We start from the raw sequence: 18,488 nt of genomic DNA, 5'->3' as shown, positions 1-18,488 counted from the left end.
TTCACTCCTTGACCCCTTCGACACCCCGTTTCCATTCCTTGACTACCTTTCGCATCTGTTCGGCGGCGTTGAGCCTGGGCTTCACGTGCTTGAGGTCGTACCAGGGCAGCATCCCAAGCAGATCGGGCGTGACCAGTATCTGCCCGTCACAATCCGGACCAGCGCCAATTCCAATGGTAGGGATGGGCACCTGGCGGGTCAGTTCCGCGCTTACCCGCGCCGTGATCAGTTCGAGCACAACGGCAAAAGCCCCGGCTCGAGCCAGCGCCTGCGCATCCGCCAGCAGTTTCTGATGCTCCGGCTCGGTCTTGCCTTTGACGCGGTAGCCGCCTTCTTCCAGCACGTGCTGGGGCAGCATCCCGAGATGACCCAGAAAGGGAATGCCGCTCGCCACGATGGCTCGCACCTGGTCCTGAATTTCGAGTCCCCCTTCGGCCTTGACGGCTTCCGCCCCGGCCTTTGCAAGGCGTTTTGCGTTTGCCACTGAGTCCGCCACGGTCTCGTAGCTGCGGTAAGGCATGTCCGCCACCAGCAGGGCGCGGGGTTTTGCCCGCGCCGCCGCCCGGACGTGATGTTCCATCTCCGCCATGGTGACATGGGTGGTGTCGGGGTAACCGAGCACGACCATGCCCAGCGAGTCGCCCACCAATATCAGGGGAATGCCGGCTTCATCCAGCAGCCGGGTCATGGGAAAGTCGTAAGCGGTCAGCGCGGCGATTCTCTCGCCCCGCGCTTTCATCGAGCGAATAGTCTCAGCGGTTACTTTGGTCCCCGTCATGCTCCAACCATCGCGGCTGGAGCCGCCCCCGACAAGCTGAAATTGAACAGCGGCCACGAGGCGTGCACTCCGCCGCGCGCGCCGCTTTCGCAGCCGCGAGATGTTCAGGCTACGGCTTGAAGCTCGCCAGCAATTCCCCGGGGGAGACGGTGGCGGTGCCGGCTTTGCCGACGACGATGCCGGCGGCGTGGTTGGAGATAATGGCCGCCTCCAGCGGCGAGGCGCCGGCTGCAATCGCCAGCGTAAAGGTGGCAATCACTGTGTCGCCGGCTCCCGACACATCGAACACTTCCTGCGCGACCGTCGGAATGTGGAACGGCTTCTGGCCGTGGCGGCAAAGCAGCATGCCCAACTCGCCCAGCGTAATCAGCAGCAGCGCCGGCCGCAGCTCGTTTAGCAGGCACCCGGCGGCGCGCAGCAGATTAGTGTCCTTGAATGGATTTTGGTGCCGCGTTTCATCCGGCAAGCCAGCCAGCTCGAAGGCTTCCTTGCGGTTGGGGGTGATCAGTGACAGCCGGGACAAATCGAGCTTGTGCACCGGCTTGGGATCCAGGCTAAGCCAGACGCCGTGGGCGCGACAAATCCGCTTGATCTCGTCCAGCAATGGTTGCGTGACCACCCCCTTGCCATAATCGCCGACGATTACCGCTCCGGCGCCCCGGACCATCCGCTCCATCGTCTTCACGAGCCGATCGGCAATGGGTGCGCTGAGCCCGTCGCGAGATTCACGATCAATGCGGACCACTTGCTGTTTCTGGGCTACCACGCGCGTCTTGACACTGGTGAGGCGCGCGGGGTCGGTGAGGAGTCCGTGGCAACCGATGTGATGCTCCCCCAGCAGGCGCTTGAGCTGTTCGCCCGCCACGTCGCCGCCCACAGCCCCCAGCAGCTCGGTTGGCACTTCCAGCGCTGTCAGGTTGCGCGCGACGTTGGCCGCCCCGCCCGGCATAAAATCCTCGCCCTCAAAATCCAGGACCGGCACGGGCGCCTCGGGCGAAATGCGACCCACGCTGCCCCGCACGAAGTGGTCGAGCATGGCGTCGCCGATGACAAGGAGGCGAGTCTGCCTTGCCTTGGCCAGGATTTGGCGGACGCGCACAACGGAAAGCTTCGTCTGGTTCATGTCCGGCGCAATTAAGCCGCAGCCGTGGCTATTTGTCGAGAGGCGAAGGGGAGTGCGCTTTCGCGGGTCAGCGTTGTTGCCGCAGCTCGGTCCTGATGTGCATGAGGATCTCGCAATAGCGCCAGGCCGCGGGCGCATTTGGGTCCTGGTGATGGTCCGGCTTGAGGACGAGGTTGCCAGTCGCCAGCAAGGCTTTCTGCACCTGCGGATTCTGCCGGACTTTCTCCCGGGTCGCCGCCGCGATGAGGCGGCAATGCTCGCCAGGAGTGGCGGGTTTGTAGTCGAAGCGCTTTCCTTCGAAGCTCACCCAGCCTATGCCCATCTTCAGCATGTTCTGTTCGGCGAGTGTGCCCGCCCGCTTGGCCGCAAAGCCCGTCAACTGCGCCACCTGCTCCCGATTGAAAGCCCAGTGCAGACCGGGAAAAGTCGCGCGTGGGTCATCCGGGCCTTCCGGGTATTTCATCATCTGCCAGAAGCCTTCCAGGCTGGCGTAGCGGCGGCCGTGAAAGACAAAAGGCGTTGCGGCAAAGTTGGACAGCAATCCCAGCTCATTACGCTTGGTCAAAATCACCTCCCCGGGACCGGCCTCCTGGGGCAGCATCTCCCACGCCGGCGCGCCCTCCTTCGAGATCGGGGCCCACCAGTGTGCGGGATAGCCTGGCTCCCGGCCTGACTGGGCCGAGGACCCCTGCTGCTGCGGGCACTGACAACCCGCAAGGGTCACAAGCAAAATCAGCATCAGCCGGCGCACACGCGTGTTTTGACACCACCCGCGTTGGCTTTCAAGCTTTGGTACGTGACTTTGGGCTTTAGACTTTGGCCGTCAGGCTTTAGATTCGGGGCCTTGCGATGTTTCGTCCCTGCATAGATCTGCACGAAGGCAAAGTGAAACAGATTGTCGGCGGCACGCTTGGCGCGGAGCCCGGGCGGCTGCGGACGAACTTCGTCTCGGATCGGCCCGCGGCGTGGTATGCCGGCCTTTACCAGCGCGATGGCCTCAAGGGCGGGCACGTGATCATGCTCGGCCCCGGCAACGAGGCCGAGGCCCACGCCGCGTTGCAGGCCTACCCTGGCGGACTCCAGGTCGGCGGCGGCGTCAATCTCGACAACGCGCAATCGTGGCTGGACGCCGGTGCCTCACACGTGATTGTCACCTCCTGGGTGTTTCGCGGCGGCCAGGTGGACTGGGAGCGCCTCGGGCAGCTTGTCGAGGCTATTGGTCGGGCGCGGCTGGTGCTGGACCTAAGCTGCCGTCGGCGTGGCACGGATTACTACGTGGTCACTGACCGCTGGCAGAAGTTCACTAACCTTGCGGTCAGCCGGGAGAACCTGGCAACGCTGGCCAGCTCCTGCGCCGAGTTTCTCATTCACGCCGTGGACGTGGAGGGGCAGTGCCGGGGCATTGACCGGGAGCTGGTATCCAGGCTGGGCGGGTGGTCGCCCATTCCCACCACCTACGCGGGCGGCGCCAGTTCGCTGGCGGACCTGCAGGCCGTGACCGAACTGGGGCAGGGGAGGATTGACCTGACCATCGGTTCTGCTCTGGACATCTTCGGCGGCAGCGGGGTGCGGTATGAAGACGCCGTGGCGTTCAACCGCCGGCTGAATTCCCCCGCCTAGCGCGAGCCGCCGCTTGTGCTGAGCCAGGCGAGGGAGAAGCGGGCAAAGGTGATTTGCTGGTAGGGGTTCGCGCGGCCGCGTTCGTAGAGGCAACCTATGGAACCATCAGGGAGGACCGCCAGGCACGAATAGGCGGAGTGCGCCTTGTTAAGCGTTCTTGCGACCGGCCATGTCTTTCCATCGTCGAGACTGACCCGCACGGTCAAATTTGTGCGGCCCACGCCGGCGGGATTGGAGAAGAGAATACGTCCCGACCTTTCTCCCTCGGGCCAGCTGTGACGCAATAGGCTTGCCTGGCAGCGAGGTTCGACCAGCTCCGGTTGGAACGCCGGAGCCGTCCAGGTCAAGCCGCCGTCGCGACTGAGTGATTGCCCCCGGCGGCCGGTCCTGGAGGTGGTGCGCATGTTCAGGAGCAGGGTGCCTTTGCCATCGGCCAGCTCTGCCACCTGTGACTCGTTCATATGCGGGCGCGCGGTGCCGCCCAGTTTCCAGGTGCGGCCCTGGTCGTCGCTGTAGATCACATGTGAGCCGTTTCCGACGCTGCCCTCTTCTCCCGCTCCATCCGTCCGGTGGTAGGAATGGTCGCAGGGAATCACGAGCCGGCCCCGGTGTGGGCCGTGCTGGACCTGGATGCCGACGCCGGGGCCGGTCGCGTACCAACCCCAGCCGGGCTCTTTAGTGGTGCTGGTAATGTCGGCGGGCGCGGACCACGTTTTGCCGTCGTCATCGCTGCGCGCCACCCAGACGGTTCGGGTGCCGCCCGGCTGCCGCTCCTTGATCTGGGCCTCGTGCGTGTTGCCCGGGTTATGCGTCAGCAGTAGCCAGATGGTGCCAGTCTGCTCATCCACGACGGGGCACGGGTTGCCGCAGGTGTTCGGCCCGTCGTCCCACACGACTTGCTGCGCACCCCAGGTCTTGCCCCCGTCCGTGGAGCGCCTGAGGAGCAAGTCAATGTCGCCGGTGTCCGAGCGGCTGTTCTTGCGGCCTTCGCAGAAGGCCAGCAGGGTATTGTTCTTCGTGACGATCAGGGCGGGAATGCGGTAAGTGTGGTAGCCCCCCTGGCCGGCGAGGAATACCTCCTGTTGTTCCGGGACGGCAGCCTCCACCCCGAATAAGCCGATCGCGCCCAGTAATGTTGCGGTCAGAATTGCTATGTGCATAGGTGCCAGCTAGAAGAATCTCAGCGAATACAAGTCAGCGTCCCGCAGAACGAAACGCAACCGCACCGTCTTGCCGGCCAGGGCGGCCACGTCGGTCCCGCCTGACCATGCCACGACCCGCTCGATCTCGTCGCCTATGGCCTCCGGACAGTCCGCCAGCGCGAAGCCGGGCAGTGGTTTGCCCGCTTCATCCTGGATTTCGACGCGCAGGCCACCGGCGGCGCTGGTCTGGAAGTTGAGTCCCAGTTGGCCGCCGGAGAACGTGAATGGCTTGGTCACCAACTCACCGCCCCGGAATGGCGCGTGCACCGAGGCAAAACCGTCCGTGCGGAGGACATATCGCGCCATGTGACAGGTGGGCTGGGCGTAATGCGATACCCGGTAAATGAACATGTCCCGGTCATTGGCCGGGACCACGCCCAGGGCGGGGGTGTTGTCGCGCGCCACCCAATCCGACGCGCTTGGCCCCGGGCGGATGAAAGCTTCCATGAACGGTCGGTCGTAGCGGTTTCCGCCGCGCGTGGTGAAGAAGACCGAATCGCTGGAAGCGACGCGATAACCGGCGTGGCTGACCAGCGCGCGCGACCTCTCGGGACTAAAGGCGGCCTTGGCGGGGAAGAACCGCTTCGCGAGCGCGATATAGACCTGCGGGGCGCGGTAATAGGGATGCGTCCCGTTGGTGTAAAGATGCTCGGGGGGCGTGTCGCCGTAGTCCATTTCCATGGGTTCAGTCCAATGGACGAAGTCTTTGCTGGATGTGCGCGAGATCCAGCGGAAGTTCTCCTTCCCGATCTTCTTCCAGCTCCGGAAGTAGCAGAGGTATTGCTGCTCGGCGCCAGACCAGAAGGCGACGTTCTGCGAGTCGAAGATGCCGTTCGTGAAGACCGGTTCGGCGTGCAACCGGCTCCAGTGGATGCCGTCGGCGGACTTGAAGGCGTGCAGGCCCCGTTTGCTGTCGCCCGCGAGGGCCTTGTAACGTTCGGCTTTGGGCACGCCCGGGCGCGAGTCCAGCAGGGGGCTGAAGTTGTGGGAGAAGGGGGCGTTGGTGAAGATGACGTTGTTGTCGCGCGTGCCCCGGACGGTGAACAGGCCGAGGCTGGGCTTGGTCCAGGCGATGCCATCGGGCGACTCGGCGTAGCAGACGACCGCCAAGGGGCTGTCGTCGGGGCGGGCGTCCGGCATGCCGCGGTAATACATGCGGTAAGTCGGGCCGTCCTTGATGACTGTGGTGTAGCAGGAGAACCCGCCTTCCCACGGGCGGTCGAACTTGAGCGCCACACCTTCGCGTCGCGGTTCATGCAGCCGCAGTTCCAGGCCCACCATGCTCTCGATGAGATAGTGATCCACAAACAGCTCACGCTGAGAGCCGAGCTGGAGGACTTGACTGGCGCCACAGTACGACGAGACAAGCAGCGCAGAAATGGCGCAAGTCAGAATGGCACCTCGGCAGGTCAAGGTATTCGGGCAGGGAAGGTATGGGCCGCGCATGCCGCTATTTAGCCTGCCGGCCCAAAACTGCACGAGCCAAAAATTCAAATTCGCCATCCAGCCGATAAACTCTCTGTGGCCACTCGTCGGATGCAGCGGCGTCTGGGTCAGGAATAACCTCAGCAGCCGTGATCAGGGCGTCGTGTTGGTCGGCTTCCGATCCATCCACTTGCCGACAGGCTGGTGGTTGAAGCGGGCGAAGCGATCGAGCAAGCGCTCGACGTTGTCCTCCACCACCAGCGTCTCAAGGTGCTTTGGCTTCAGGAAACGCTGACCGCTCATGTGGGCGAGGAACTCCACCAGCCGATCGTAGTAGCCGCATACGTTGAGCAGGCCGACGGGCTTGTGATGGATGCCGAGCTGCAGCCAGGTGTAGGCTTCGAACAGCTCTTCCATGGTGCCGATGCCTCCCGGCAGTGCGAGGAAGGCGTCCGAGAGATCGGCCATGTTCTGCTTCCGCTCGTGCATGGAGTTGACGGGGATTAGGGACGTTATCCCCATGTGGCCCAATTCGCAGGCCATCATGCTGCGCGGGATGACGCCGATGACCTCGCCGCCCGCCGCGAGGGCCGCGTCGGCCAGGATTCCCATCAGCCCGACGTTGCCGCCGCCATAGACGACAGTCAGGCCGCGCTGGGCCAGCACCGTGCCGCAGTGCCGGGCCGCCTCGGCGTATGCCGACAGTGCGCCCGGGCTGGAACCGCAGTAGATGCAGATCCGCTTCAGAACTTGTTCTTGCGGTAAGCGCCCATGGCGGGCGCGTCGGGATTCACTTCGGGACCAAAATAACGCAGGCAAACCAGCGGTTCGGTTTCGCTGGTGTTCTCGAAGGTGACGCCGGCCTTGGCGCCGTCTTCGGTGCAGAAGTATTCATCCTCGGTCAGCTCTTTGAAGCGAATGAGCTTGGGACTATTAAGAGGTTGCTCATTGATCTTGCCGCTGCCCTGCACGCAGATCAGGCCGTAAGCGCCCTTGTCCCTGATAGTGCACTTCGCGCCGGCATCGACGGTGAGTTCCTTGGCGGTGAAAAGCTGCGCGCCGTCAATCTTGCCATAGACGATCCAGCGGTCCACGTAGCCTTCCTTTCGCGTGTCGGCCACGGGCACGGGTTCGAGGTAGTGGTGATCCTTGAACTTCGGGTCCACATTGGCGTCCCAGTCGAGCTGGTCCACGATGAAGTCCAGGTCCTTGTGCTTGCTCTTGGGCATGTCTTTGACGAGGAGGGACCAGGGGACATAGCGACCTTCGACCATGCTCTGATACATGCCGAAAACGTCGCTGCCCCACTGCGGTTCATAGGTGCAGAACGAGCCGGGAGCGTGGAGGATGCAGGGGCCGACGAGCCAGCCAGTGCCAGGTTTCAGGCGGTAAGCCTTCGAGAGATCGAGGATGCCGTTGTCGCCTTTGTTCCAGTCCTCGATGCACTTGCGGACCTGGGCCTTGGTCGTGCCGGGTTCGAGGCCGAAAAACGTGTAGGGGAAGTTGTTCCCTACGTTATTCTGCTGCGGCGGGAAGTAGTAAGACTCGGGCTTGCCTTCCTGGCCGACCAGCCTGGCCTGTTTGGCGTTCTGGTGCATGTGCAAGGGGATGGGGCCCATGTTGTCGAAGAACTTGGAGTACACCGGCCACTTGCCGTACTTCTTCCAGATGGCCTTGCCGACGATGGTGGCGCCGCAATCCGCGACGGCCTGGCGCAAGGTGAAGCGCCGCTTGCCAACGACGCAGTAGCTCAGGCCCTCGTCCGGGACGCGGCCCTCGTTCGCGGCCTCGGTGGTGGAGGCGAACCAGCGTTCGTCAATGCCGCCGCGGTTGGCGCCGTACGCATAGGTGTCGTCGGGATGGAGCTTGATACGCAGCCCCGGCTGGAGGAAAGAGCGGGGGACCCAGTTGGGCGCGAGGCGCAGCAGGCCGCCAGTCTCCTGCAAGGCGGCTTCGGCCAGGGGTTTGACGTTCTTGGTGATGGTCTTGAGCGAGGTGACTGTATTCATAGCGTCGAAGTTAAATGAGTTAAATGAGTTGCATCGGCAAACCGGTGTTCATCCATTGCGGGGGCAACAGTTACAGATTGTGCGAGAGCTGGCAAGTCCCTGTTGAGCAAGGTAGGTATCTACCCCAGTGGCGTGGCCCGGACGGAAGGGGTACGGTGAGGTCAGAACAACAATTAACAGAAAGGATTAATATGAGTGTAGCGGTTGAACAAGGCCTCGAACTGCGGGTGACGCGGCTGATCAGAGCACCGCGCGAGCGGGTATTCACGGCTTGGATCACGCCGGCCGACCTGCTGAAATGGTTTGGGCCGGAGGATTGCCGCGCTGTATCCGCCCGCATCCATCCGCGAGCTGGCGGGGAATATCAGCTTCGGCTCAGAACAAAAGAATACGGGAACGTCAGTTTACACGGCATGTTCCGTGAACTGAGACGGCCCAGCCGCCTGGTTTACACCTGGAACCTTAGCGGCCACCCGAAGCTGGAGTTCGGCGAGTCGCTGGTAACCGTGGAATTTCTGGAACGCAACGGCACCACCGAAATCCAGATTACCCACGGCCATTTGCCGAACGACGAGGTGAAACAGGATCACCAGCGCGGCTGGAACGAATGCCTGGACAACCTGGAAAGGCACCTGGCAGGAGCGGCAGCGAAACAGCAAGACCCAATTCCGGCCGGTCAATTCTGCTGGAATGAACTGGTGACTGATGACGAAGCCGCCGCGAAGAAATTCTATGAGGCGGTGATGGGATGGCAGACGGCCAGGTTTCCGGGCACGGACGTGAATTACACGCTCTGGAAGAACGCGGGGAAAGACGTTGGCGGCCTGGCTTCGGCGCGAATGGACGGCGTACCCCCGCACTGGTTGAGTTACGTAACGGTTGCCGACGTGGACGCAACGGCGCAGAAGGTCCGCGAAGCGGGGGGCCGATTGCTGATGGAGCCGTTTGATGTGCCGACGGTCGGCCGGATTGCGGTGTTCCAGGACCCGCGCGGCGCTGCCCTGGGCATCATCCAACCACTGGCCAAGGCAGGCACGTGCGGCGCCAACCAGATCGTTTGGTGCGACATACCGGTCACCGATCTCGATCGCGCCATCCGGTTTTATTCGGCTGTGCTGGGCGCACCCATCACCAGAGAGCAATGCGAGGGCACGACTTTCGGCCTGCTGCCGCACGCGGGGGAGAATGCCGTAAGCGGATGTCTGTCGCCCGGGCGGGAAGGCAACGAACCGTCGCAGCGCGGGACCTTGATCTACCTGAGCTGCCAGGGCCGGATTGACCAGGCGGTCGCGGCCGTCGAACCCAACGGCGGCAAAGTGTTGCAGCCGAAGCATCAAATTGGTCCCTATGGCTTCCGCGCCGTAGTGCTCGATAGCGAAGGCAACCGCATCGCTCTGCATTCGATGTGACCCGATAGTGAAGGGGGGGATAGCGGCGCGCTGGAGGGGCGCTGCTATTCCCCCGTGCGGGGGGATGCGAGCAACTTCTCACTGTTGGGTCGCTACCAGGCGCCCCCGGGAGGAGTGCTGATTTGCCCAACGCGCCAATGCGTGGAGCACCTATTCCTTCGCCTCGGTGCGTTGACGGTTCAGCCAGTCTTCAGTGCCCGCGATCACAGCGCGCATCATTTCCTTGCGGAACCCGGGATCGAGCATCTTGGCTTCATCCTCCGGGTTGGACATGAACGCCTGCTCGACGAGCATCGAAGGCATCCAAGTGTTGGCGCGCAGCGGGTAGTAATTGAAATTGCCCACGTTGCCGAAGTCGTTGAGCTTGGTGATTTCCAACAGGCGGGCGTGTATGGCCTCGGACAGGTCCCGGCAGAACGGCCATTTGTAGTAGGTGCTGGTGCCCGAAACGCTCAGGTAGCCGCGCTGGTGGCCGGCGGAGTTGGCGTGGACGCTGATGAACAGATCGGCGTTTGCCGTAACAGCGCGGCGGACGCGCTCGGAGAGCGAAGGGTTCTCATCGCCGGGGCGGACGAGGAGGGTCCTGGCGCCGGCGGCCTCGAACTGGCGCGCCAATTCCTCGACGGCGAGGCGGTTGATGTCCTTTTCCTGGCTGCCGCTGACGCCCCGGGCGCCGGAGCCGCTGCCCCCATGGCCTGCTTCCAAAGCGAGGGTGAGGCCCTTGAGGGGCGAGCCGGGTGCAGGCGCAAGCGCGGGCGGGCGACGGACGGTGAGCAGGAGCGAGCGGTTAGTCACGGCCCACTGGTAGCCCCAGAGCTGTTTGGTCTGCAGCTCTACGCACAGCCGCAGATGATCCGTCGCGACCTGCTGGAGGGTGACCTCGCGAATGACCCGGGCGGTGGGCCGGTGGCTGATCCAGGTGGCGGCGTGGTGTGCGCCATAGAAGTCAACCTCCAGCGCGGCGCGGCCCGCGGGGCTGACAGCCGGCTTCACCGCGAAAGGCACAGGAGCAGGGTAAGGGATGCCGACCCGGTCCTCCGATTCGTTGCCATAGACGGAAAGGTCGGTGAACGAGAGATGGGGCGGGGGCGCCCCGGCGGGCGCTGGCTCGACATCGCGGCTGGAGATCCAGCCGTCCATGTCCGGCGTGAGGCGGATGTGGTAGTAGTTGCCCCTCATGCCGCAGACCCGGAGCAGGGTTCCAGCCGGCAGGTCGGCCAGGTAAGGGCCGCCGAGGCGGACCTCGTGCAGGCCGAAGCTTACCGCCGCGCCGTCCTCGACCACGCGCACCAACCGCAGTTGCGATTCACCCCAGAATCCGACCTTGGCCTTGCTGGTGGCGCTGGTCTCGGAGCCCTTGCTCTGCAAGCGGAAAACAACAGGCACGCTGGTCGTGTCGGAGTTCGGCGTCGCCACCAGGGAGGCGCGGTAGAGGCCCGTAAGCCGGGTCGAGGAATCTTCGCGCGCCTCGGACATCGGCTGCCAGTTGCCAGGGGACAGAGAGTATTCAGCCTTCTGGCCCGGGGTGCCGTGAAAACTGAGCTGGAGGATGTCGCCGCGGGACAGGATGACGTTCTGGGCAGGCTCGATGCTCTCGGCGTCTATCTCCAGGCTGCGCTCGGAGGGTTCGGGCGGCGCGGGCGGCCCGGCGGTGCGGGTGACTGTGAGAACCTGCTCGGCTTTCTGTCCGTTTGGCGCTGTGGCCACCACGGTGATCCGGTTCTCGCCCATCTGCAGGGGGACGTTGTCGCGCACGAAGATGCCGGTGGCGAAAACCCGGGCAGCTTCCCCGCCAACCACGACCTTCGCGTCCGGCGCTGTCCAGCCCAGGATGTGCGCCACCTCCCGCACGGTCGAGGCGGCATCGCCGCGCGGGTCAAGGATCCTCAGTGATAACGCTTCTCTTGTCTCGCCCGCGTTGTCTGGCGCGGCCAACGTGCGAGCGGGGGGCAACGGCGACATGAGAACCGCCACAGCGACGGCGGCGATGAGCGATGCCCGTCGAGGATCGTTCGCACGAATTGCCCGGACCTGATGGTTGGACTTAGTCATGGCCGGAGCATAGGGGTCATCCGGAGCGCATCAAGTCCGAAGGCGGGCAGGCGAGGGTTTTGCCAGTGCCTCCACGTGACGCAAAACCCGGGCAGCTACCCGGAAGAAATCTCAGTCCCGGGTTTGTTGGACCCCCTGCAAGGCGTGCAGCAATTCGGAGGTGCACTGGTAGCGTTGCGCGCAATCCGGTTGGCAGGCCTTGAGGATGATGTCATCCAGCCGCCGGAAATCCGCATGCCCGCTCCGCTCCATGAGGGTGGTCTTGAGCGCGGGGAAGAAATCAGGGGTGCGGCCCGTGCTGATGACATACAGAACCATGCCCAGGGCATAGATGTCGGCCTGGGCAGTGCCGGGCCGTTCGGGAGGTGGCGGCATATAGCCGGCAGTGCCGACCCAGGTGTGGATGAACTCCGGCGGTCGAATATCCGTTACGAGGCCGATGTCCGCCAGCTTCGGCCGGCCATTGACGAAAATGATATTCGAGGGCTTGATGTCCCGATGGGTAAGACCTTGGCGATGCAGGAAATCGAGCGCATCGGCCAGGGTAATCCCGATCCGCAGGCATTCCGCAAGCGGGAGCCGGTGCCCATCGGCCTGCTTCCTAACGCATTCCAAGTCCTTGGCTTTGTAAGTGGCAGGATTCGTCTCCCAGCCCTCCGTCTGGGAGTCACCTAGCTCCATGACGTAGTAAAAGTAGCCCTCCCCTTTCTTCCGGCTGACAAGCTCAAGGCGGAGCAGGCCCGGGTGCTTTTCCGAGACCGGCTTGTATTTTTGCAGCCCCTTGTACTCGGCTTCGTAAGGACCGGGGTTGTCACCAAACTTCGACTGGTAAACTGCCTTGAGCGCTTGCCACTGGCCAATGGCATTGCGGACTAGCCAGACTTTTCCGAAGCCCCCTTCCCCGAGGGGTGGTTCAAACAGCTCGTATTCAGGGGCGTCGGGCGGTTTCTGGTCCGGAAATGTCAACACAATGGTGGTCTGAGGGATTGGTTGAAGATGTGTATGTGCCTTGGGCGGCCACAAGGCCCAAGCCAGCGCATAAGGCAGTTGGCCGCCGACTACTACGAGCCAGGGAATCCAGTAGCTCGTGAGGTGGGTGAGAACTACCGACCCAAGCGTCAGGACAATTGCGGCCCCGCAAGCAACCACACACGCGTGCCATCGGCGCAATTGACAAAGTCCGCCGCCAAGGCACGCCCCAGTCAGCGTGAACAACAACAGTTCCACCGGCCAGGCGGGTCGTTCCAGCCAATCACGATTCATCAGGTTCAGAAACTGTGTGGCCAGGAGTTCCACGCCGCCGACCGCCTCGTGCCTCCAGTGGATGTAGGGTGTCTGGAACTTATCCACCTCACCGTCCGGCACGGTGGTCCTGGGTTTGTTGCCGATGAACACGATCCTGTCGCGGAAGAAGTTGTTCGTCTTGGCCAGTGCCCAATGGTAGCTCAGGCCGCTCCAGGCGCCATCAGCCCCGTAATACCGCAACCACCGTTCCTGGGGTCGGTCATCCAGGCGCGCCCCTGAGAGGATGGCGGCTGTCCAAGGCAGGCTGGGGTACGGGCCAGGCGAAGGAAAAGGCCAGTGACGACGCACGATCGGGCTGTGCTCGGGATCGAACCAGGCAACGCCCCAGTTGGTCCGGGCAGCAGCCAGGAACAGTTCCATTGGGAGTGTGGGGCGCGCGGCGGCCGCCCCCGGTAGCACCGTGCCAGCCTGTTTTGCCATCAATACGACACAAGCGCAGCGTCTTATGGCCTCCGCCAGTCGCTCGTCCACCTCACGAACGCCGCCAGGCTCGGCAAAGAAGACGTCGAATACCACGAGTGGGCAGCCGTCCGCGGCAAGCTTGTCAAGCAGCTTCGCGTGCAAGCCTCGGTCCCAGACGCGGTCGCGCGACTGGTGGAGAACGTCATGAGCGTCATTGTCCATCAGCACGAGGACGACCTGGTTCGTCACCGCACGGCTGCCGAAGCGAAACAGGTAATCGTAGCTCGCATGCGCAAACTTCTCACCAATCGGCATCCACCAAAGCGCCAGCCCGCACAGAGCTGCAAGCACCGCCCCGGTGATGGGCCGAAAACACTTGTGTTGGCGGATGGCGTTAAGGCTCACGGTGCGGCCGGGAAGGCATTGCTTGGCGGAAGCTTACAAAAGGCCTTCGGAATAGCAATGCCGGTATAAGGCAACCAACTTAACCCGGCACCCCGTGTGCCCCCCGAACTGCTTTGGAGCAGAAGTCAGAGCGCGCGAAGGTCCTTTCCCATTCTTGAAGCATGCCGTTTGCAGGGATCAGAGCTCCCTGGCGCGGTAATACTGCGGCGTGACGGCTGGGGGCGGGTTGGTGAAGGTGGTCTGGCCGGTGGTGTTGGTGAGGCGGAGGACCTCGGGCCAGTTGGCAAGCGGAGTGAGCAGGTTGCCGGAGGCCAGGACGGCATAGATGCCGCCGGGGGTTCCTTCCAGCGTCATGGCGAGAGCGCCATCGGGCAGGACGCGCACCCCGCTCAACCGAACCGGCACCGACTGCGTGTAGAGGGCGATTGTGGTTCTCAGTCCACCCAAGGTCAAATCCACATCCTGCGAGGCAGGCAGGTCCCAGCCCGGGATAGGCTTGAACTCAAGTACCGCCGAACCGCCCTGCGGGACCGTGACGGTGAAAGGCGAGTTCCCGCACCAGGAGCTACTCCCTGCCAACCGCCAGGCCGCACCCGCATTAACGGCCGCTTCCGGGCCGAGGTTCACCTGCAAGTAAGCCAGCTTGCCGCTCCCGCTGCCCGCCGTGATTGTAATCACCCCGCCGCCCGTGCCGTTGGTTCCCGAATCCCCCAGCTCCTGCGCCCCGGCGATCAGGCTCTCCACGGTGCTGTCTATCCCCCGCACCAGCGAGGCATACGGCACCACGCCGTTATACAGCGTGCCCAAATAGACTCCCGCCGGGTAATAATAGCCGTTGTAATCCACGTACAACGGTCCGCCGCTGTTGCCCGGGTAACTCAACAGCCAGGACGCCGTATAGACCTGTGGGTTGAAAACCTGGTTCGTGGCCAGGGTGAACACGGCATTGGACGGCCCCGTTTGGTACATCTTGCCGGGGACGATCGTGGCGTCGCCGAACATCGAACCGTCCACCGGGTAGCCTGCCAGCATCTTCGGGCTCGTGCCCGTCAGCCACGGATTCGGCACCATGTCTGACGGAAGATAGCCCCCGTAACCTCCCCCCGCCACCGGGGAGGGGAAGTAGATCGCCGCCACGTCCAGATTGCGCGACGCAGGACTGCCCTGGCCAACACCGTAGCCGCCGCTCGGTGACAAGTCGTTGGTCCGCTGGGCCGCATAGCTGCCCAACACATACCAACCCCGTGCCGCCAAAGGCTCGGGTTCAAAGACTCCCGCGTCCCGCCGGAAAAACCAGTGCAGCTTCCCGACATAGGAAAGAGTCTGGTCGTTGAAGACCACATGCGCCGCCGTCAGCACCACGTTGGGCCGCACCGCCACGCCGCTGCCCCAGCCCGCATCCGAAAGCAACTGACCGTTGAAGCCGAAGGGGAACGCGGACAGGTTGCTGATCTTCATCGAAGGCACCACTGCCGGCAGGGCTACCCCCGGGGACGGCGCCAGGGCCATGCTGTAACTGCCGGACGAAACTTCGGTCCCTTGGTTTGCCACCACTTGAGCGGCCAAGCCGGGCGGCCTGCTCATCCCGCTCACCGGCGCAAACTCAACCCCGTAAATGTCGGGCAAGAGGTTGGTCGCGGTTGAACCCGACGCCCGCCATGTCGTCTCGCCCCGCAGTCTCCAAGCGCCGCCGGTGGGCACGCTGCCGCTGATGTTCACCTTCAGCCAGCCCGTTTGCGGCGGGCCGCCCAGCGTGGGCAAATACTGGTTGGTGACCCAGGTTGTTGTGTTGGTCCTCACCACGGCAATGAAGTCGTTGGTGGCAATCAACACGTAGCCGGGGGGGTTGCGGAACTCGACAGGATAGTTCCCTGCGACAAGGTTGGACACAACCTCGCCGCTGCTGTGCCAACCCAGTTCCCAGGGAAACCGCCATTGCCCCGGCACGCCGGATGGAAGCAGGGTCACGACCAGGCTCCCAGTCATCGGCGGCTGGGTGTAAGGCACGGCATTGGTCGAAACGTACTGACGAAAGACTCCTTTGCGGATGATGTTGTTGCCGGAATCCGCCACGTAAACTTCGCCGCGGTCATCCACCGCCACCCCGAGTGGCTTGTTAAACCATGCTCCGGGGCCTGTGCCGTCGAGGCTGCCGGCGGATTTGGTGTGGCCAGCCAGCGTGGTGACCTCGCCAGCGGGCGTGATTTTTCGAACGGTGTAACCGAGCCTCTCGGTGACGTACAGATTGCCCGCGCTGTCCACCGCCACCCCGCACGGCTCCAGAAAACTTGCCAGCCCGCCCATGCCATCAGCGGTGCCGACGGTCTGTGCCCTGCCCACCAGCGTAGTGACCACCCAATCGTCACCCTGCGGCACAATCTTCCGAACCGTATGGTTGTCGCGATCCGCCACATAGAGAACGCCCGCGCCATCCACCGCCACGCCGCACGGGTGGTTGAACCGGGCCGCGCTATTCGTGCCGTCCGCTGCGCCGGCGGCTCCCGCCAGCCCCGCCACGGTGCTGACCTCTCCCCAGAACGTCACCATCCGGATGGAATGATTGTCGCGGTCGGCAACATAAACGGTCCCATTACTGTCCACCGCCACGCCAGACGGATATTTAAACCGAGCCGTTTCCATGGGGCCATCGTTGCTCCCGGGATTGCCGGGGATGCCGGCCATTGTGACCACTTCTCCATCCCAGTTGATATAGCGGATGGTGTGGTTGGTGGTGTCGGCAACATACACGTTCCCTACGCTGTCCACCGCCACGCCGGAGGGGCCATAAAAGAGGGCTTCGCTGCCTATGCCATCGACGCTGCCGTTGATGCCGGGATTGCCGGCCAGCGTGGAAACGTATCCCTGCGAATTAACCACTCGAATGATGCTGCTGGCAGCGTCAGCCACATAGATGTTACGCGAAGAATCCACTGCCGCGCCGGAGGGCGTGGAAAACGTCGCGGCGTTGCCTTTGCCATCGGTGCTCCCGGGAGTTCCTGCCCAAACGTCTCCCGCAATGGTGCTTACCGACCCCGCCGAGGTGATTCTGCGGATCAGGTTGTTGCGTGTGTCCGCGACATATATTCGGCCCTGACTGTCCACGGCGACCCCCGCAGGACTCTTGAACCGGGCAGCGCTGCCAGCATCATCCTCACTGCCACTGACTCCTGCCAGTCCTGCCAGGGTGCTGACCACCCAACCAGTGCCCTGCGGCGTCAGCTTTCGAACGGTATGATTCATCGAGTCCGCGACGTAGAGGTTGGTCGCGTTGTCCACCGTAATGCTTTGCGGCAGAGTAAACCTTGCTGAAAGGCTCGGGCCGTCGCCGGAACCGTAACTCCCGGCCATGCCCGCCAGAGTCGTGACGACCCCCGACGGCGTCACCTTGCGGATCGTGGAATTGTCCGCATCCGCGACATAGACATTGCCGGCTCCGTCCACCGCAACGCCTGTAGGATGGGAGAACCGGGCCGCGCTGCCCGTGCCGTCGTTGGAGCCACAAAGGCCCAACCCGCCGGCGAGCGTGGTGACCAGCCCGGCGGGCGTTATGGCACGAATCGTGTGATTCATCTTATCCGCGACATAGAGTGTGCCCGCATTGTCCAAAGCGAGGCCGCAGGGACTGTTAAAGCGAGCCTCGCCAGACTGGCCATCCTGGCCGCCCGTCAGTCCGGGCAATCCGGCCAGCGTGGTGACCACCCCTTGAGGGGTGACCTTGCGGATCGTGTGATTGTTCCCGTCCGCAACGTAAACTGTGCCACTGGCGCTCACCGCAACACCCGACGGCGCGGAGAATCGCGCCGTGTTTGTCGTGCCGTCCTGGCTGCCGGGACTGCCTGGCAACCCGGCGAGTGTGGTTACCACTCCGTTGACCACCTTGCGCAGGGTGTGGTTGTCCCGGTCTGCGACGTAAAGTTCGTAGCCAGTCCCCACGTGGCGCGCGGCAATCGCCTGGGGGTTGTTAAACTGGGCGGCGGTGCCGCTGCCGTCGGCGCTGCCCTGGGCCGCGCGTCCGGCCAGGGTGGTGAACGTGAAAGGAGTCGCATAGACGCAGTCGAAAGGCACTGAGAACTCTGGAATGAACACCCCGGCAAAAACCGCATGCCAGTCGCTCGGATTCGGGTTGTAGAAGGTATAAGATTGCGCCGGCGCGATCATCATGTCCGGATCATCCCATTCGGCGTCGCCGTAACCATAGTTGCTGCAGTAATTTGTATTGCCAAGCGCATCAATGATAGCGGCGCCATCGGGAGCGGAGGGGAACATGGCGCCAACCGTGTTGGGGAAATGTCGAGGGGTGACCACGTGCGTGAACCCCGTCGGCAGCGCCCTCCTGACATACCCGACTGCATTGCGGCTGTACAGCCCAGTGGGGCCTTCATAAACCTGGTAGTAACGGACGGGCTCATTCCCGCTTGTACCGTCAACGAAAGACGTGGTGGTTCCCGAGGCGGACATCTGCCCGAGGTAGAACCAAAGGCTGTCGGGATTATCGGGGTCATGGGTGCCTAGGATCCAGTAGTCGAAGCCCGGCTGTGTCAAAAACTGCACCACTACAAAATCCTGTTGCATTTCCAGCGGTAGCATGACGGGCGGTGGGGCGCCTGTCGGCTCAGGGCATGCTCCCTTGGCGCTGCCCGTCAACAGACCAAGCGCTGTCAAGAGCGCACATATTGATTTAAAGCCTCGGGAATGGATGGTTGTGGTATGAAGCTGGGTTTTCATTTCACGGCAAATGCGTTTGGCTGTGCTCTAATC

12 protein-coding genes are annotated in these 18,488 nt (G+C 63.3%); 2 read left to right on the top strand and 10 right to left on the bottom strand.

Annotation, left to right across the window (positions count from 1 at the left end; genetic code table 11):
- Position 1: 1 nt before the first annotated feature.
- The 3 genes from panB to P5205_15600 all read right to left on the bottom strand — a co-directional run bounded on the left by panB (position 2) and on the right by P5205_15600 (position 2,466).
- Positions 2 to 778, bottom strand: coding sequence for a 3-methyl-2-oxobutanoate hydroxymethyltransferase (gene panB, locus P5205_15610; protein ID HSA11787.1), 777 nt, complete (start codon positions 776 to 778; stop codon positions 2 to 4).
- Positions 779 to 887: 109 nt separating this feature from the next.
- Complete coding sequence (locus P5205_15605; protein ID HSA11786.1) at positions 888 to 1,901, bottom strand: PfkB family carbohydrate kinase; 1,014 nt, start codon at positions 1,899 to 1,901, stop codon at positions 888 to 890.
- A 67-nt stretch (positions 1,902 to 1,968) separates the two neighbouring features.
- Entirely contained in the window at positions 1,969 to 2,466 is a 498-nt protein-coding gene (locus P5205_15600; protein HSA11785.1) for an NADAR family protein, read from the bottom strand.
- Between the two features lie 284 nt (positions 2,467 to 2,750).
- Here P5205_15600 and hisA point away from each other — a divergent pair, with 284 nt between their 5' ends.
- On the top strand, positions 2,751 to 3,521 hold the full coding sequence (gene hisA / locus P5205_15595) for a phosphoribosylformimino-5-aminoimidazole carboxamide ribotide isomerase (GenBank protein HSA11784.1): 771 nt from the start codon (positions 2,751 to 2,753) through the stop codon (positions 3,519 to 3,521).
- Here hisA and P5205_15590 read toward each other — a convergent pair.
- The 4 genes from P5205_15590 to P5205_15575 all read right to left on the bottom strand — a co-directional run bounded on the left by P5205_15590 (position 3,518) and on the right by P5205_15575 (position 8,157).
- The gene (locus tag P5205_15590; GenBank protein ID HSA11783.1) at positions 3,518 to 4,681 is read right to left on the bottom strand and encodes a sialidase family protein; all 1,164 of its coding nucleotides are present in this window, start codon (positions 4,679 to 4,681) and stop codon (positions 3,518 to 3,520) included. The genes hisA and P5205_15590 overlap by 4 nt on opposite strands.
- Before the next feature lie 9 nt (positions 4,682 to 4,690).
- Entirely contained in the window at positions 4,691 to 6,028 is a 1,338-nt protein-coding gene (locus tag P5205_15585; GenBank protein HSA11782.1) for a hypothetical protein, read from the bottom strand.
- Positions 6,029 to 6,301: 273 nt separating this feature from the next.
- Positions 6,302 to 6,895 carry a TIGR00730 family Rossman fold protein gene (locus P5205_15580; protein ID HSA11781.1) on the bottom strand — a complete coding sequence of 198 codons (594 nt, stop codon included), beginning with the start codon at positions 6,893 to 6,895 and terminating at the stop codon, positions 6,302 to 6,304.
- Positions 6,892 to 8,157 (bottom strand): hypothetical protein, encoded by a 1,266-nt coding sequence (locus tag P5205_15575; protein HSA11780.1) that lies wholly within the window; start codon positions 8,155 to 8,157, stop codon positions 6,892 to 6,894. The genes P5205_15580 and P5205_15575 overlap by 4 nt, the downstream gene beginning before the upstream one ends.
- 191 nt (positions 8,158 to 8,348) lie before the next feature.
- Between P5205_15575 and P5205_15570 the strand changes: the two genes are divergently transcribed.
- Positions 8,349 to 9,566 (top strand): SRPBCC domain-containing protein, encoded by a 1,218-nt coding sequence (locus tag P5205_15570; GenBank protein HSA11779.1) that lies wholly within the window; start codon positions 8,349 to 8,351, stop codon positions 9,564 to 9,566.
- A 150-nt stretch (positions 9,567 to 9,716) separates the two neighbouring features.
- Here P5205_15570 and P5205_15565 read toward each other — a convergent pair whose 3' ends face one another.
- From P5205_15565 to P5205_15555, 3 genes are all read right to left on the bottom strand, one after another.
- Positions 9,717 to 11,618, bottom strand: a complete 1,902-nt coding sequence (locus P5205_15565; protein HSA11778.1) for an N-acetylmuramoyl-L-alanine amidase — start codon at positions 11,616 to 11,618, stop codon at positions 9,717 to 9,719.
- A 111-nt stretch (positions 11,619 to 11,729) separates the two neighbouring features.
- On the bottom strand, positions 11,730 to 13,730 hold the full coding sequence (locus tag P5205_15560; protein ID HSA11777.1) for a serine/threonine-protein kinase: 2,001 nt from the start codon (positions 13,728 to 13,730) through the stop codon (positions 11,730 to 11,732).
- A gap of 177 nt (positions 13,731 to 13,907) precedes the next feature.
- Positions 13,908 to 18,317 (bottom strand): hypothetical protein, encoded by a 4,410-nt coding sequence (locus P5205_15555; protein HSA11776.1) that lies wholly within the window; start codon positions 18,315 to 18,317, stop codon positions 13,908 to 13,910.
- Positions 18,318 to 18,488 lie beyond the last annotated feature (171 nt).

It is taken from the genome of Candidatus Paceibacterota bacterium, from assembly GCA_035452965.1.
Classification (GTDB): domain Bacteria; phylum Verrucomicrobiota; class Verrucomicrobiia; order Limisphaerales; family UBA8199; genus UBA8199.
Note: the sequence above shows the minus strand (reverse complement) of the source record. Positions and strands in the feature narration are given on the sequence as shown.